Below are 16393 nucleotides of genomic sequence, written 5' to 3'. Positions count from 1 at the left end.
TCTATCCGGCAGCTTAGAGCCGCAACTTATCTCAGTCCATGATTTTTCTCAGGGACTCCATCTCCTCGCGAACCCGATTCAGGGCGGGCGCGGGATCGTCCGCGCCGGAACAGGCCGCGACCAGGGCGGCGGCGGCCAGGGCGGCGGTGTTGGCCCCGATGGCCTTGCACACGGACATGACGGTGTCCGCAAGCTCCCCGACCAGAGCCCGGTTCTCTGCTGCGTGGGCCTGCTCCAGTTCGCCGATCAGGAGTTCCAGCTCGTTGCGCGAGGTTACCAGGAAATCGGCAAAGATGCCCTCGTCCACTCCCAGGTGCTCCATGGCCGCTTCCGGGGTGTAGGCGGGGACGGCGTCGGCGGGTAACGGCTCCGCCGCCTGGTCCGGCTCGGGTTCGGGCCGTACCGCGGGCTGCGGGATGGCCCCGATGAGCCGGTTGATGATCACGGCCAGCTCATGGAAGTCCACGGGTTTGGCCACGTAGTCGTCCATGCCCGCGTCCAGGCTCCTGTCCCGAAACTCCTTCAGGGCGTGGGCCGTGACCCCGATGATCGGGATTGACGGGTCCGGGATGGGGCCGCCCGGCACGGCGGCGCGGATCGCCTTGGTGGTGGAAATGCCGTCCAGCACGGGCATCTCGATGTCCATGAGGATGAGATCGAACCGCTCGCGCTTGAGCAGGTCGAGGACCTCCAGCCCGGTCTTGGCCACGGCGTAGGTGTAGCCCAGGTCCTCCAGCTTGAGGGTAGTGACCATGACGTTGACGTCGTTGTCCTCGGCCACCAGCACGCGCACGGGCCGCGACGGGCCTTCGGGCAGCTTTCGGCAGTCCTCTTCCGGGATGGGGCAGGAAAAGCCCGGCTCGAACCACACGGTGAAGGAGAAGACGCTCCCCTTGCCCACGGTGGAGTCCACCCGGATGTCGCCGTCCATGAGATTGATGAGCTGCTTGCAGATGGCCAGCCCCAGGCCGGTGCCGCCAAAGGCGCGGGTGGACTGGGAGAAGCTCTGGAAAATGGTGTCCAGGAAGTCGCGCGGGATGCCGATGCCGGTGTCCTCCACCTCGAAGCTCACGCCCACGGTGCGGGATTCCCCGGCCTGGCGGACGTTGCGATGGGCGGGCAGCACGCGGATGGAGATGGCCCCCCGGTGGGTGAACTTGATGGCGTTGCCCACCAGGTTGACAAGCACCTGGCGCAGGGACAGGGGATCGCCCCGCACGCAGCTCTGCACCGCGGGATCGATCTCAAGGACCATGTCCAGTCCCTTCTGCCGGGCCTGGACCTCCAGCCCCTTGATGGTGGTCCCCACGTGGAAGGGCAGGTCGAAGTCCACGTTGTCCAGCTCCAGCTTGCGGGCCTCGATCTTGGACAGGTCCAGGATGTCGTTGATGATCGACAGCAGATGCTGGGCCGAATCCTTGACGGTCCGCAGGTAGTCGCGCTGCTCCTCGTTCAGGTCGGTCTGCAGGGTGATGTCGGTCATGCCCACGATGGCGTTCATGGGGGTCCGGATCTCGTGGCTCATGGCGGCCAGGAACTCCGACTTGGCGCGGTTGGCGGCCTCGGCGTCCTCGCGGGTGCGCAGCAGGTCCTCCTGGGCCAGCCGGATGTCGGTGATGTCGTCCCAGGCCCAGATGACGCCCCGGTCCAGGTCGGCGGGGTCCACGGCCTTGGCGTACATCCGGCACCAGACCGTGGAGCCGGACTTGCTCCGAAACGCCTGCTCGGTGTCGAACTCGCCGCGCTCGGCCAGGGAAGTCTTGGCGGCCAGCACGAACTCGTCTTCGGTCTGATAGTGCCCGAGGAGCAGATCCAGCCCGCTGTTCAGGATCTCCTCCGGGGCGTAGCCGAATATCTCCGCGCCGCGCCGGTTGATGGTCACGATCCTGCGGCCCACGGACATGGCGATGCCCATCAGGGTGTTTTCCAGGATGGCCTCGAACTTGATGAGATCCTGGCGGATGGCGTTCTCGGACTCCTTGCGCGTGGAGATGTCGCGGATGTTGGCCAGCACGGCCTGTTCGCCCCGGTAGAGGATGCGGGTCAGGTGGACCTCCACGTCGAACTCGTTGCCGGTGAGGTAATGGCGGCCCCGCCACTCCAGGTGCTGCGGCCTGCCCGCCAGGGCCTCGGCCGTGATCGGGGGCATGGTGTCCAAGGGGCACCCCTGGCCCGAGAGGTCGTCGGCCAGGGACACGGTGACGGGGTCCACGTCCTCCAGCCCGAACATCTCCACCGTGCGCCGGTTGACCTCCAGGATGCGCCCGAGGGCGTCGTAGATGATGCTGGCGTCGTAGGAAAAATCGAAAATGTTGCGCAGGGTCTCCTCGGAGTCCCGCAGCTCGCTGGTGCGCTCCCGGACCCGCTCCTCCAGGGTCCGCTGGACGGTGCGCAGCTCCTTCTCGGCGTGCCTCCTGCGGCCGATGTTCAGGATCAGGGCGAGGATGATCAGGGTCTGCACGGTGGCGAGAGCGGCCACGGACAGGATGATGGCGGAATGCTCGCGGTAGAAGGAATCGGGCCGGTTGATGACCACGCTGTCCTCGGGCAGGTCGGCCAGGCGGATGCCGAACATTTTGAGCCTGAGGTAGTCGAACATGGGTTCGATGCCGGCGTCGGTCTGGATCGGAATGTTCTCCGGGTTGCGCCCGGCCAGGACGTGCAGGGCGATCTGGGCCATGGCCTGACCCTGGGAGTACGCCTTGGTCAGCAGGCCGCCGACGATGCCGTGGCCCAGGTCGGTCTCCATCAGGCCGTAGACCGGGACCCCGGACCGGACGGCCAGGGCCGAGGCCATTTCCGCCTTGTCGAAGAACTGCCCGCTGCGGTCGCGATTGAAGACGCTGAGCAGGATCAGGGAGTCCTTGGGCAGCGTTTCGGCCCGGGCAAGCACCTCCTGCACGTCCTCGTGGCCGGAGAAGACGATCTCTATGGCCGGGTCCAGCTCGTCCAGCTGGGTGCGGATGGTCTCGTGCACGGCCCGCCCGGTGGGTGTGTAGTCGTTGACCACGTAGATGCGCCGGGTCCCGGGATGGAGCTTCAGGGCGCACTGCACCGTGCCCCAGGCGTCCACGGTCTCGGCCACCCCGGTGAACAGCGGCAGCGGCCGGATCTGTTCGGCCTTGAAGAAGGAGACCCCGCCGAAGACCACGGGCACGCCGGGAAAGAGCTGGGCGTGGTTGCGACGCAGGAAATCGTAGGCGTTGTTGTCCAGGGCCAGGATCAGGTCCAGCCCGGCTTTCGAATATTTGTGCGCGTAGACGTTCAGGAGCTGGCGTTCGTACCGGTCGTTGAACTCCACGCGCTTGGTGTCCATGTACTCCACGTGCATGGTGATGCCGGTCTGGCGCGGACGCAGCACGTCCATCAGCCCCCGGGTCTCCTCTTCGCTCCAGGCGAACCCCTGGTGGTAGGAGTTGAAGAGCAGGATCTGCTTCTTTTCCCCAGACGCACGCGCGCCGGGAGGCGCCAGCAGCGCAAGCAGGACAAGGATGGACGCCAGCGCCCCGGGGAGGAACTTCGAAACAGCCATGGCAACACCTGATGGGAGAAGTTGTTCGTTCTCTATCAGATGGTTACGGATAAATAAAGGAAATACGGCGCTTTTCCCGCCCGTCCCCGGGAGACTCCGGTCAGCACGCCCCCGCGCCCGGCATGGACTCCAGCAATCGGACGCCTTCCGGGGTGTCGATGCGCGCGGTCATGCGCGGCAGCTCAAGCGGCGGCAGGGGATGCACCCGGACCAAATCCACCGAGCCGATGGCGTCCAGCCCCTCGCCCAGCCATTCGGGATAGGGATGGTGGATGTCCAGGGAGAGCAACCGGCAGCCGAGGTCCGGCATGGCCCGGGCCGGATGGTGCGGAGTGTCCCACTGGATGGCGTAGGGCAGCATGCCCCCGGCCAGGAGCCGACCGTCCGAGGGCAGGGCGAACCGCCAGCGCAGGTCTCCCCGGGTGACCGGGGTGGCGCGCCCCCAGGACATGGGCGCGGAGGCGAGCAGCCCGTCCATGTCGTCGGTGTTGACCACCCAGGCCAGGAAGGCCGGGGACCGGTCCAGCCGCGCCCGGACCGACGGGTCATCCAGGCCGAACCAGCGCGGCTTCAGGGGCGGCGGGCCGTCCGGGTTGATGGCGATGACCTCCAGAAACAGTTCCTCGCCCAGCCGCATGACGTGGTTGTGGGTGCCCATGGTCGTGTGCACCCCGCCGCGCGGCACCAGCACGCCCAGCGCCTTCTCGGCCCATTGCACGCCGCGCGCGATGTCCGTGGCCGCTATCACCAGATGGTCCACTCTCGTCCGCATTTCCCGCTCCCTGCTTTAGATTTCCCTCGCCGTGACCGTACCGCCGACCTCGTTCAGTTCGATCTCCATGCGCCCGGCCTCCACGGCCGTGCCGCCCACCTGCACCCGCACCGGCCCGGACTCGTCGCGGGCCACGGTGACCTCGATGACGCCTTCCCGGCCCATGGCCACGCCCTGCCTGCCCCGGTAGGCGAAGACAGGCTCCGGCGGCAGCACCCCGTACCGGGAGAGGTACGCGCCGCACGGGCCGTTGCCGTTGCCCGTGACCGGGTCCTCGTCGATGCCTATGGCCGGGGCGAACATCCGGCCGCTGGTCAGGCAGGGGTCGTCCGGCCCGTTCACGACGAAGACGAAATACCCGTTGCAGCCGATCCGTTCGCTCAACACGGCCAGCGCGCCCATGTCCGGGGCGAGCCGGTCCAGGGTCCGCACCGACCGGATCGGGACCATGACCTTGGAATGGCCGGTGGACACCTCCTGCACGGGCAGCCCGTCAGCCAGGTCGGCCGGGGCGAGGCCCAGGGCGGCAAGCAACGTTGCCCTCTCGGCCGGAGCCAGGGGCGGTTCGAAGGAGAGCGCGCCCTGGGTCATGATCACCTTCAGCCCGTCCGGCGAGGTCTCGACGTCCACGGGCAGGATGCCCGCGCCGGTCAGGATGCGGACCCGCCCCTCGGTCATGCCCAGCGACGTAGCGCGCAGGTGGTGGGAGGCGATGGTGGCGTGGCCGCAGGTGGGGACCTCGGCGGCGGGAGTGAAGTAGCGCTGCACCAGGTCGTACTCCGCGCCCGGAGGTGCGGGAGCCAGGAAGGCGGTCTCCGAGACGTTGACCAGGGCGGCCACGGCCTGCATGGCCGCCGGGGACAGGCCGGACGCGTCGAGGACCACTCCGGCGCGGTTGCCCTTGCCGGGGGTGGCGGTGAAGGCGTCGGCCAGTAAAACCGTAATTGTTCGCGTCATGCCGGGAGGATAGCCCCTCCTGCAAAGGACCGCAAGGCGCGGGCGCAGGGACGGCGGCGAGTTATTAATTCAAAAAAATACTCCACTTTTGTCGCCGTTTTTGACCCAAGTCATATTGGCGGGTCCAGGTTCCGTCTATACCGGACCAACCGAATCGAACAACACCGAAACAAAGGAGTGACCAATGTTTTGTTATCAATGTGAACAGACCGCCAAAGGCGGTTGCACCAAGATCGGCGTGTGCGGCAAGACCGATTCCACCGCTTCCCTCCAGGACCTGCTGCTCTACCTGTCCAAGGGGCTGTCCCAGGTGGCCTGCGCCGCCCGCGAACAGGGCATCGAGGACCCCGAGGTGAACCTCTTCACCGTCAAGGCCGTGTTCTCCACCTTGACCAACGTGAATTTCGACGACGCCCGGTTCGTCGCCCTGATCAACCGCTGCGTCGCCCTGCGCGACCGCCTCAAGGCCAAGGTCTCCGGCGTGGAGTTCGACGGCCCGACCGTGCTCATGCCCGCCCTGGACATCCCCGGCATGGTCGCCCAGGGGCGCGAGTTCGGGATCGAGAACGACCCCGAGCCGGACGCCGACGTCAAGTCCCTGAAGCAGACCCTGACTTACGGGCTCAAGGGCGTCTGCGCCTACGCCGACCACGCCGCCATCCTCGGCAAGGAGGACAACGAGCTGTACGCCAAGGTCCAGACCCTGCTGGCCGCCACCCTGGCCCAGGGGCTGACCGTGCCGCAGTGCGTGGAGGCGGGACTGGAATGCGGCCGCATCAACATCCGGGCCATGGAGCTGCTGGACGACGCCAACACCTCCACCTACGGCCACCCGGTGCCCACCGAGGTCAAGCTCGGACCCACCGCCGGCAAGGCGATCCTGGTTTCCGGCCACGATCTCAAGGACCTCGAGACCCTGCTCAGGCAGACCGAGGGCAAGGGCATCAACATCTACACCCACGGCGAGATGCTCCCGTGCCACGGCTACCCGGAGCTGCACAAGTACCCGCACCTGGCCGGTCACTACGGCACCGCCTGGCAGAACCAGAAAAAGGAATTCGCCGAGTTCCCCGGCGCCATCCTGATGACCACCAACTGCATCCAGGACCCCAAGAAATACATCGAGAACATCTTCACCACCGGCCTGGTCGGCTGGCCCGGCGCGGTCCACGTGCAGAACGACGACTTCACGCCCGTCATCGAGAAAGCGCTTGAGCTGCCCGGCTTTGCAGAGACTGTCGATAAGGGATCGGTAACTACCGGATTCGCCCGCAACGCGGTCATGTCCGTGGCCGGAACGGTCATCGACGCGGTCAAGTCCGGCGACATCCGCCACTTCTTCCTGGTGGGCGGCTGCGACGGCGCCAAGCCGGGCCGCAACTACTACACCGAGTTCGTGGAGCAGGCCCCGGCGGACACCGTCATCCTGACCCTGGCCTGCGGCAAGTTCCGGTTCTTCGACAAGAAGCTCGGCGACATCGGCGGCATCCCCCGCCTGCTGGACGTGGGCCAGTGCAACGACGCCTACTCCGCGGTCCAGATCGCCCTGGCCCTGGCCAAGGCCTTCGACTGCGGCGTCAACGACCTGCCCCTCTCCCTGGTCCTGTCCTGGTACGAGCAGAAGGCCGTGGCCATCCTCCTCTCCCTGCTGGCCCTGGGTATCAAAAACATCAAGCTGGGCCCCTCCCTGCCCGCGTTCATCACCCCCAACGTCCTCGACTACCTGGTCGAGAACTACAACATCGCCCCCATCTCCACCCCGGAGGCGGACCTCGCCGAGATCCTCGGCTAAAGGCAACCCAGGCCCGCCGGCAATCGTCGGCGGGCCTTTTTCCCACCCCCGCGCCGACCCGGCAGCGCGCCGCCCGTCGCCCCCGTCCGCCCCGAGACCATGTTGATTGATTTTTCTATTTGTTTGGGCGATATTTATTCATTAACCAAAGGGGGCGAACATGGGCTCGGCCAGGATATCCGACAGCGGGGAAGCGGTCCTCACGATTCTCAAGATCACCGAAGAGGTCAACCAGCTCAAGGACGTGGACACCATCCTTGACAAGATTCTCCACGAATCCAGAAAGTTCTCAGGGGCCGACGCGGGGTCCATCTTCCTGGTGGAGGACGACAAGCTGATCTTCAGCTACGTCCAGAACGACACCCTGTTCAAGAAGGAGACCGCCAACGCCGCCCTGTACCAGAATTTCGGCATCCCCATCAGCGAGCAGTCCATCGTCGGCTACGTGGCCAAGACCCGCCAGAGCCTGTCCATCGACGACGCCTACGAGCTGGACCCGACCCTGCCCTTCTCCTTCAACAAGTCCTTTGACCAGAAGTCCGGCTTCCGGACCACCAGCATGCTGACCATCCCGCTCATCGCCCAGGAGTCGCGGCTGGTGGGCGTCATGCAGCTGATCAACGCCAAGAGCGATTCGGGCGCGGTGGTCCCGTTCTCGGAAGCGGCCAAGACCTTCATCCCCCTGTTCTGCAACAACGCCTCGGTGGCCATCGAACGCGGCATCATGAACCGCGAGCTGATCCTGCGCATGATGCAGATGGCCGAGCTGCGCGACCCCTCGGAGACCGGGGCGCACGTCCAGCGCGTGGGGGCCTATTGCGCCGAGATCTACGGCACCTGGGCCGCGCGCCGGAACCACAGCGCCAAGGACATCAAGCGGACCCGCGACAATCTGCGCCTGGCCGCCATGCTGCACGACGTGGGCAAGGTCGGCATCTCCGACGCCATCCTCAAGAAACCGGCCAAACTCACGGACGAGGAATACTCGATCATGAAATGGCATACGATCTACGGCGCGAGGCTCTTCAGGAACCAGACGTCGGAGCTGGACCGCATGTCCATGGAGATCGCCCTGTGCCACCACGAGAAATGGGCGGGCGGCGGCTACCCGGCCGTGCCCCTGGCCAACGTCTGGGACGAGGACCCGGGCCTGGGCGGGTACGCCATGAACGGCGAGATCATCCCGCTCTCGGCGCGCATCTGCGCCGTGGCCGACGTTTACGACGCCCTGGCCTCGCCCCGCTCCTACAAGGACCCGTTCCCGGACGAAAAATGCCTCGGCATCCTGGAAAAGGATGCCGGGACCCATTTCGACCCCGAGGTTGTCGAGATATTCATGGAAATCTTCGACGTCATCAAAGCCATCCGCGACAAGTGGACCGAATCCTCCGGAAAGTAGCCGTATGAAGCCCATAGAAACGCAACTCTACGACTGCCTGGACCCGCTGGATTCCGAATGCGTTCGCCGCGAAACCGAGGACGTGCTGCGGGAGTTCTTCCCCGACTACGACGGAACACTCTTCCGCAAGGCCTTCGAGGACGTGGAGAAGCTCTTCAACGGCCGCTACCCGGGCTTCCGGGCGAGCAATACCCGGTACCACAACTTCGAGCACACCTGCTCAGTGGTCCTGGCCATGGTCCGCCTGATCTACGGCGGCATGGTCCGGGGCGACACCTTCACCGAGCACGACTGCCGCAAGGGGCTGCTCTCGGCCCTGTTCCACGACGTGGGGCTGATCCAGGACGTGGACGACACGCAGGGCACCGGGGCCAAGCACACCGTGGGCCACGAGGAGCGCTCCATCCAGTTCATGCGCTGCGACCTCGAAGGCCAGCTGTCCGATGAGGACATCGACGACATCGCGGACTGCATCCGCTGCACCATCCTGGCCATGTCCCCCTCCAAGGTGGCCTTCCGCACCGAGGCCATGCGCAAGATGGGCTACTTCCTGGGCAGCGCCGACCTCCTCGCCCAGATCGCGGACCGCTACTACCTGGAAAAGCTCCTCCTGCTCTTCGAGGAATTTCAGGAGGCCAAGCTGCCCGGCTACGACAACGCCTTCGACCTGGTCCTCAAGACCCGCAACTTCTACCAGGACGTGGCCCGGAAACGGCTCGACAACGAGTTCCGGGGGGCCGACAGCAACATGCTGTATTATTTCAGCAAACGCCGTGGGATTGACAAGGATCTCTACCGGGTGGCCATCGAGCGGAACCTCTCCTACCTGGACAAGATCCTGGCCGAATGCGGCGAGGACCTGGATATGCTCATGGCCAAGCTCCGGCGCGGCAACGTCCTCGAATAACGATAACATGCCAAGCCGCCCCGGCGGCCGACATCCCAGGAGTCCCTTTGGCCCCGCACAAGAGAATGCCCCTGTTCGAGGCGGTCTTCATTGCCCGGCAGCCCATCTTCCGCCCGGATGAATCCGTCTGGGGCTACGAGCTGCTCTTCCGCTCCGACGAGACCAACGTGGCCCACATCGACGACGAGGCCCTGGCCACGGCCTCGGTGGTTGCCGACGGCCTGGTCCTGGCGACGGAGGGCATGGACGCCAACGCCAGGATCCTCATCAACTTCCCGGAAAAACTGCTCATGGAGGACGGCGGGTTCGCCCTGCCCAAGGACCGGTGCGTCATCGAGATCCTCGAGAACGTCCGGCCCGGCGCCGAGGCCCTGGCCGCGGTCCGGCGGCTCAAGGACGCGGGCTACACCATCGCCGTGGACGACTACTTCGGCCAGAAGGATCTGTTGCCCTTCGTGGAGATGGCGGACATCATCAAACTCGACGTCCTGGCCATGGACAACGACATGGACCGCGTGGAGCGGGCGTTCCGGTCCCTGCCCGCAGGGGTCATCCCCCTGGCCGAAAAGGTCGAGCAAAACGAGACCTTCCGCCGGCTCCGCGACATGGGCTTCGCCCTGTTCCAGGGATTCTTCTTCAGCCAGCCGGAAATCATCCCCGGCCGCAAGCTCTCAACATCCGAAACCACCAAGCTCCAGCTCCTGGCCGAGCTGGCCAAGGCGGAACTCGATTCCAATAGGCTGGGGCTCATCCTCCAGTCGGACCCGTCCCTGACCTACCGCCTGTTCCGCTACGTCAACTCCGCGGGCATGGGCCTCAGGGAAAAGGTCAAGTCCGCCAAGCGGGCCATCGACATGATCGGCATGATCCACGTCAAGCAATGGCTCCGCAGTGCGCTCATCGCGGACCTCAACCCGTCTCCCAAGGCGGGCGAGCTGGCCTACCTGGCCGTGCACCGGGCCAAGTTCCTGGAATCCATCTGCTCCAGCTCCAACCGGACCGTCTGCGAACCGGATACCCTGTTCATGACCGGCCTCTTCTCCCTGCTCGACGCCATGCTCGGCCAGGAGATGCAGCGCATCCTCGAACTCCTCCCCCTGGAGAAGCCGGTCACCGATGCGCTCCGGGGCCAAGGCGAGCACTACGACCTCCTGCGGCTGGCCACCAGCTACGAGCGCGGCCAATGGGGCGAGACCGCGCAGCGGCTCCAGCGGCTCGGTCTCGACTCCTTCCAGGCGGAACTGCTCTATCTCCAGGCCCGCAGTTGGGCCCAGAAGATGCTCGGCTATTCCAAGGCCGAATAGGCCGCCGCCCCCCCCTCCGCCGGAGTCTAGACTCCCGGCGAATAGTTTAGACATTTTCTGGAAAATGTGTTGATTTCGGGGCGCGCGCTCCGTTGGGCCGCGCAAGGAGCCAGAAACGATGAAGAAAGAAGCGAAGCTGCCCATCGGCATGTTCGATTCGGGCGTGGGCGGGCTGACCGTGCTCAAGGCGTTGCGCGAGCGCATGCCCTGCGAAGACGTGGTCTATCTCGGCGATACCGCGCGGCTGCCCTACGGCACCAAGTCGCCCCAGACCGTCACCCGGTACGGGGTGCAGTGCGGCGCGGAGCTCATCCGCCGGGGCATCAAGCTGCTCGTGGTTGCCTGCAACACCGCCTCGGCCGTGGCCCTCGACGCCCTGCGCGAGGCCTACCCCGACGTGCCGGTCATCGGCGTGGTCGACCCCGGCGCGCGCGCCGCCTGCGCCGCCTCCCGCAACCGCGCCATCGCCGTCATCGCCACCGAATCGACCATCGCGCGCGGGGCCTACCAGCGCGCCATCCACGCCATCGATCCCCAAACGCGCATCATCGGCCACCCCTGCCCGCTCTTCGTGGCCCTGGCCGAGGAAGGCTGGACCGACGGACAGGTGCCCGAAGCCGTGGCCGCCCGCTACCTCGACCCGGTCTTCAAACCCGCATCCGGCACCGGACACCCCGACGTGCCCGACACCCTCGTCCTCGGCTGCACCCACTTCCCGCTGCTCGCACCCGCCATCCGCAACGTGGTGCCCGCCGGGACCACCATCGTGGACTCCGCCGCCACCACCGCGGAAACCGTCCATCAACAACTCCAGGAACTCCAACTCGCCCGGCCCGAAAACGGCTGCGGCGCCACCCGCTACCTGACCACCGACGACGCCGCACGCTTCGCCCGCACCGGCTCCCGCTTCCTCGGCACTCCCATCGCCGAGCACGACGTGGAACTCGTCGACCTGTAGGGGGGAGGAATGCCTCCGGCGGCCCCTTCGGGGAGACCAGGGTGCTGCCCTGGACCCGCTTAAGGCCGAGGGCCTTAAGAATAGTCACGTTCCTTGTGTGTGACTACCCGGTCTTTCTTTTAGTTTTCAGCGGTTTGCAGGTGGGCACCCGCAAGCCGCCTTGTCGGTGTGTGTGAACCGTATGTGTGAAGTTGTCAGGCGACCTTGTCATCATCCTTGCGGCTTTCCCTTTCGTAGACGTCCATGGCGTCTCGTTCCACGTCACGGAGTTTTTCCAGATAGATTTCCGTGCTCCGCCGGTCCGCGTGGCCAAGGATATGCTGGATGCCCGGAAGCAGGGCCCCGCTATTGTCCATCACGGATGCGCCCGATGCCCGGAAGCGGTGGAAGGTGTAGTAATCCACCCCGGCATCCCGACAGACCTTCTTGAGCATGGAATACCGACCCCGCTTGTAGGGGCCTTCTTCCATCCTGCCGGTCTTGGCGTTGTAGCTCCGAGTCCAGAACACCCATTCCTTGCCGGGATCGCGGTTGGCGTACTGGTCCGAAAGGACTTCGTACAGCTTGTCCGTCATCGGCACCTGGCGCAGCACCGGTTCCCGTTTTTTGTTCTTGCGTGTTTCCAGTTCGACATACCGTTCCTCGAAGTTGACCCGATTCCAGGTGAGTCGGTGGACCTCGATGCTCCGCGCCAAGGTTTCCCTGAGCACCCACAGGTAGGGGCGGTGCTTGGGCTGGGCTGCTTCGATCATCCGGTCCAGTTCGTCGACCCTGGGGGTCTTCTTCCGTTCGCTGGGCTTGTCGCTGGGGAACGTTTCCAGCCCCGCAAAGGGATTGTCCTGGATGAACCGTTGCCCCCGCTTCATGCCCCAGGAGAAAGCCGCTCGAAGCACCTTGAGGTCGTTGTTGCCAGCGACCGGGGTGCGTTCCTTGACCACGGCCATCAGGAATTCGTCGGCCTTCAGGCGGGTGATGGCGGAACACGGCACCTTGCCGAAGTAGTCCAGCAACCGCTTGGCCGCGAGCTTGGTCTTCTTGTAGTGCGACTCCGAGTACGCACGGTCCAGCAGGTAATCCAGCCGCAGGTTGAGCAGATCAAGCAAGGCCATGTCGCCCGTCGCTTCCATTTCCTGTTTCTTTTCGACGTCCTCCCTTCTTTTGACCTCGGCCGTTTTTGCGGCCTGCTTCCCCTTGAACCACGCCTTGGTGTAGCGCTTGCCCTTTACCATGAAATCGTACCGGTACCCTTTCCCGGCCTTGAAATAGACGGTCATAGATGTCTTCCTCGTTCGGAAAGAACCATGACCCACCACGTTTGACGCCGCCGACGTCTTCGGCATGGTCGTAGACCCAGTCCACGCTTTTGCCCAGGAACGCGGCAACGTCCTGGGCGCATAATACGCGGGTCTTCAGTTTGGTGTCAAAAGTCATGTGCCTTCCGGATTGTCTTCGTTCCCCATGGGGCGGTCTCCGAACCGCCCGCCAACTCGGCCAACCCTTAAGTCTGATCACGCCGGCACCTTTGACCTCAAGGAATCGAGATAGGGTATTTTCACTATTTTCGACTCGTTGCTCATGAAGGGCAACCGTCCTCTCTGCCCATCGGCCACAAGCCGATGGGCGGCGAGGACGGTTGCCTGGAGCTGAATCGCCTGAGCGATTCAGCTCCAGGCAACCTCACGCCCAAAAAGGGAAGCCCCGCCGAAAATGGCGGGGCTTCTTCTAACGGGAACTGCCAAGGTAGGCATCGGACACGTCACGGCGGCCAGGGGAATGGCCGGCAGTGACTTCGATGTCGTCACGGGCTTCGGCGTCGAGCCGAGGCCATTCGTCCCCAGTGATGTCCCGCGCGGCCTTCTGGAAGGATTCCACGGAAACATGCTGGTTGGGCGGCTGAAAACCGGTGTGCTCGACGTACATGCGATGGAACCGCTCATGACGATTGCTGTGCAGCGTCCACCCGCTTTCCTTTTTGGTGAAACCGCACAACCTGGCCGCGTAGGACAACTTTTCTTGCCATTTGTCCCCCATACCTTCAGGCATCAGGTTGTGGATCCCCGGCCTGTCGGATTGGCTGACATAGGGCAGAGCTCTCTCAAGAGCTTCCTGCTGCCGATCGGACAGATTGTGCAACGTCCGGGGGCGACCACCCTTCGTCCCATATTGGACATGAAGGGTGCGCCCTTCGCGGTCCCAATCGCTGACCAGATCGACTTTGGCCGATTCTTCCCGGCGCAACCCCAGTTCCCATTGCAGACGGATCTGAGCGGCACACCGGGGACCGTATTCATACCCATGCTCGTTTTCCAGCTTGTCGATTGCCCCCTGCACGAAACCGGGGGCAACCGCTTTGCTGCTGGCATTGGCTATGGTTCCACGGCGCACCCCGAACACGTCATTGGTAGGGCTGATGCTGTCGTTGCCATAGGTCTCACATAGGGTACGGGCCGCCGAAAAGACTTCGGCAATGCGCCCGTCCCCTACATTTTCGTCTTTCATTTGCTTGGCGACTTCCGCGAAATGTCTGTTGGAAATCTTGGCCCATTTCTGAACGCCAAACCCCGCGCGGCGAAGCCGCTTTGCAAAGGCTCGGGCGTTCTGGCGGACCCGATGTTGTTTGGAGCGCGGACCGGACAAAGTTGCCTTGTTCGCCCCCCATACCAGACTGATGGATTTCATATGGAATCTCCTTCCTGAAGTTCGGGGCAGCGCCCCGGGACAAAGCGAACCCACGGGTCCGCCTATGGCGCGAATGCGCCACACAACAACCGACACGGGACAAATCAATGTCCGTTTCCCACAGAAGGAAAAATCCTGAGAATCCATTCAATAAGGGGTGCCACCACGCAGACTCATTCGTCCTGCGCATAAAGCGGTGGCCGTGGGGGAATTTCGACAACGGCAGATTTCTAGATACCTGTCGTTTGTCCGGCGGGGGTGCTGTGCTTCAGCCTGGCGTTTGGATGTGAATGCGTGCCGTTTGGAAATGAACGGCAGCGAAGTGTTTGGTGTTACGGCACGTTAGTGCCAATTTAAGCGTTCATCAGTTTAGACTGCCGTCAAAACTTATGAACGCGCCTTGGGTACGTTTTACCTCCTTCTGGTTACTCAACCTGACTGGTTATGCCCTGTCGTATCACCCCGAGAAATCGCCGCGCAAGGTTCGGCGGAGGGGTTTCTGTCCTCCCGCCGATTTCCCCGCGAGCATGACGCAAGCAGCCGCCACGGCGAGAGGGATGGCGGTATCGACTCCGGCTCAAGGGATGGTGGAGCACTGCGACCTTTTCGTACAATCGCATGAAAACCTTCCTTCGTTAACAAACGTTAACCTTTTCTTAACCCCCGGTTCGATACTTGGGGGTCATGACAATACTCAATTCTGTTTCTGTTGCGCGGTTGGCGGCTGTCTCGGCCCTAACCCTTGTGCTTGTCGGGTGTGCCGCTCGCATGGATCTGACAGCCAAGAAAGCGGAGATTGAAGAGATGATGCCCGGTGCGTGGCAGACGCCTGCTTCCGACTCCGAGGTGGCGAAGGATATCTCCGGACTTATCGATACTCCCCAAATGCGGGCTCTTATAGCTGAGGCCCTGTCTGCCAATCCGGACCTTACGGCTACGGCCTATCGACTCAAGGCGGCAGGGTTGCTGTTAAGCGTAACATCCTCTGCCCGTCTTCCTGAATTGACTGTGGGAGGGAGTGGGGCCCGAACCAATTCTTCGGGGCGTCAGACGGCTTCTTTCTCTGTCCGGTCCGACGTCAGTTGGGAGGTGGATCTATGGCAGCGGTTGGCGGATCTCAATGATGCTGACGCGTTGGATGTGAAAGCCAAAAGCGGAGACTACATGCTTGCACGAAATGCTTTGGCGGCTCGGGTTGTTCGGGCCTGGATTGAACTCGCGGCCAATAGTCGGGCCGTGGCGATTGAGCGACGCCGCATTAAGGCTCTGGTTGATACCGAAGAGATCATTCTTGAGCGGTACAACATGGGTATTGGCAATCTGACCGATCTGGACGCGGCACGTACCAAGTCTGAAGCTGCACGGGAAGTGCTGGCCGGACGCGAGTTGGATTTGACCAAAGCCCGCCGCGTGTTGGAACTCCTACTCGGCCGGTATCCGTCCGGAACCATTGCCGGAGATGTGGAACTCCCCTCGGTCGCTCATCCTCTGGTCGGAATACCATCCGAAGTCTTGGCGGATCGCATTGATATTCAGGCCGCTTGGGATCGGGTTCGAAAGTCGGATTTGGACGTTGCCGCTGCCAACAAAGCGATGCTGCCGTCCTTCAAGATTACTGCCGACATTTCGAATACTTCCAAAACCATACACGATCTGACAACTGGGCAGGCCATTTGGAATCTCGTAGGGGCTTTGACTCAGCCCGTATTCATGGGAGGCCGCCTCAAGGACACGGCTGCCGCCAAATCCGAGGAGAGCAAGGCCGCATGGGAAGATTACCGCAAGGTTGTTCTTGAGGCCATGCAGGAAGTTGAAAACGGTCTGGACACTGAACGCGGATTGGCCCGCAGGCGGGAGCACTTGGAAAAGTCCCTGAGTCACGCCACGCAGAGCCGCATCAATTACGAACAACGCTACCGTGAAGGGCTTTCGGACATCATCGATTTGCTGACCGCAAAGGAAACCGAATTGAACACGGAAATCCAACTGCTGCAGGTCCGCGCCCTTCAACTGGGCAATCGCGCGCAGCTTGCGCTGGCCTCTGGCCTGAATGCCAATTTGAACACGGCAAAACTGACGACTGAGAAGTAACC

11 protein-coding genes are annotated in these 16393 nt (G+C 63.6%); 6 read left to right on the top strand and 5 right to left on the bottom strand.

What is annotated here, in order from left to right:
• Positions 1–31 precede the first annotated feature (31 nt).
• The 3 genes from AWY79_RS03100 to AWY79_RS03090 all read right to left on the bottom strand — a co-directional run bounded on the left by AWY79_RS03100 (position 32) and on the right by AWY79_RS03090 (position 5261).
• The gene (locus AWY79_RS03100) at positions 32–3532 is read right to left on the bottom strand and encodes an ATP-binding protein (protein ID WP_066800134.1); all 3501 of its coding nucleotides are present in this window, start codon (positions 3530–3532) and stop codon (positions 32–34) included.
• Between the two features lie 100 nt (positions 3533–3632).
• Positions 3633–4304 carry a VOC family protein gene (locus AWY79_RS03095; RefSeq protein ID WP_066800131.1) on the bottom strand — a complete coding sequence of 224 codons (672 nt, stop codon included), beginning with the start codon at positions 4302–4304 and terminating at the stop codon, positions 3633–3635.
• Positions 4305–4319: 15 nt separating this feature from the next.
• On the bottom strand, positions 4320–5261 hold the full coding sequence (locus AWY79_RS03090) for a PhzF family phenazine biosynthesis isomerase (RefSeq protein ID WP_066800128.1): 942 nt from the start codon (positions 5259–5261) through the stop codon (positions 4320–4322).
• 184 nt (positions 5262–5445) lie between these two features.
• Between AWY79_RS03090 and hcp the strand changes: the two genes are divergently transcribed.
• From hcp to murI, 5 genes are all read left to right on the top strand, one after another.
• Positions 5446–7053, top strand: a complete 1608-nt coding sequence (gene hcp / locus AWY79_RS03085; RefSeq protein ID WP_066800126.1) for a hydroxylamine reductase — start codon at positions 5446–5448, stop codon at positions 7051–7053.
• Positions 7054–7213: 160 nt separating this feature from the next.
• Positions 7214–8452, top strand: coding sequence for an HD domain-containing phosphohydrolase (locus tag AWY79_RS03080; RefSeq protein WP_066800123.1), 1239 nt, complete (start codon positions 7214–7216; stop codon positions 8450–8452).
• A 4-nt stretch (positions 8453–8456) separates the two neighbouring features.
• On the top strand, positions 8457–9359 hold the full coding sequence (locus tag AWY79_RS03075) for an HD domain-containing protein (RefSeq protein ID WP_066800120.1): 903 nt from the start codon (positions 8457–8459) through the stop codon (positions 9357–9359).
• Positions 9360–9406: 47 nt separating this feature from the next.
• On the top strand, positions 9407–10663 hold the full coding sequence (locus tag AWY79_RS03070) for an EAL and HDOD domain-containing protein (RefSeq protein ID WP_233490986.1): 1257 nt from the start codon (positions 9407–9409) through the stop codon (positions 10661–10663).
• A 118-nt stretch (positions 10664–10781) separates the two neighbouring features.
• Positions 10782–11621, top strand: coding sequence for a glutamate racemase (gene murI / locus AWY79_RS03065; protein ID WP_066800114.1), 840 nt, complete (start codon positions 10782–10784; stop codon positions 11619–11621).
• A gap of 194 nt (positions 11622–11815) precedes the next feature.
• Here murI and AWY79_RS03060 read toward each other — a convergent pair whose 3' ends face one another.
• Entirely contained in the window at positions 11816–12895 is a 1080-nt protein-coding gene (locus tag AWY79_RS03060) for a tyrosine-type recombinase/integrase (RefSeq protein WP_066800111.1), read from the bottom strand.
• 448 nt (positions 12896–13343) lie between these two features.
• The gene (locus AWY79_RS03055; protein WP_066800107.1) at positions 13344–14300 is read right to left on the bottom strand and encodes an integrase domain-containing protein; all 957 of its coding nucleotides are present in this window, start codon (positions 14298–14300) and stop codon (positions 13344–13346) included.
• 768 nt (positions 14301–15068) lie between these two features.
• On the opposite strand from AWY79_RS03055, the gene AWY79_RS03050 reads away from it, so the two are divergent.
• Positions 15069–16391 (top strand): TolC family protein, encoded by a 1323-nt coding sequence (locus AWY79_RS03050; protein WP_158509847.1) that lies wholly within the window; start codon positions 15069–15071, stop codon positions 16389–16391.
• The last annotated feature ends 2 nt before the right edge of the window (positions 16392–16393 follow it).

Source organism: Pseudodesulfovibrio indicus (genome assembly GCF_001563225.1).
Classification (GTDB): domain Bacteria; phylum Desulfobacterota; class Desulfovibrionia; order Desulfovibrionales; family Desulfovibrionaceae; genus Pseudodesulfovibrio; species Pseudodesulfovibrio indicus.
This window is presented reverse-complemented; position numbering and strand designations above follow the sequence as displayed.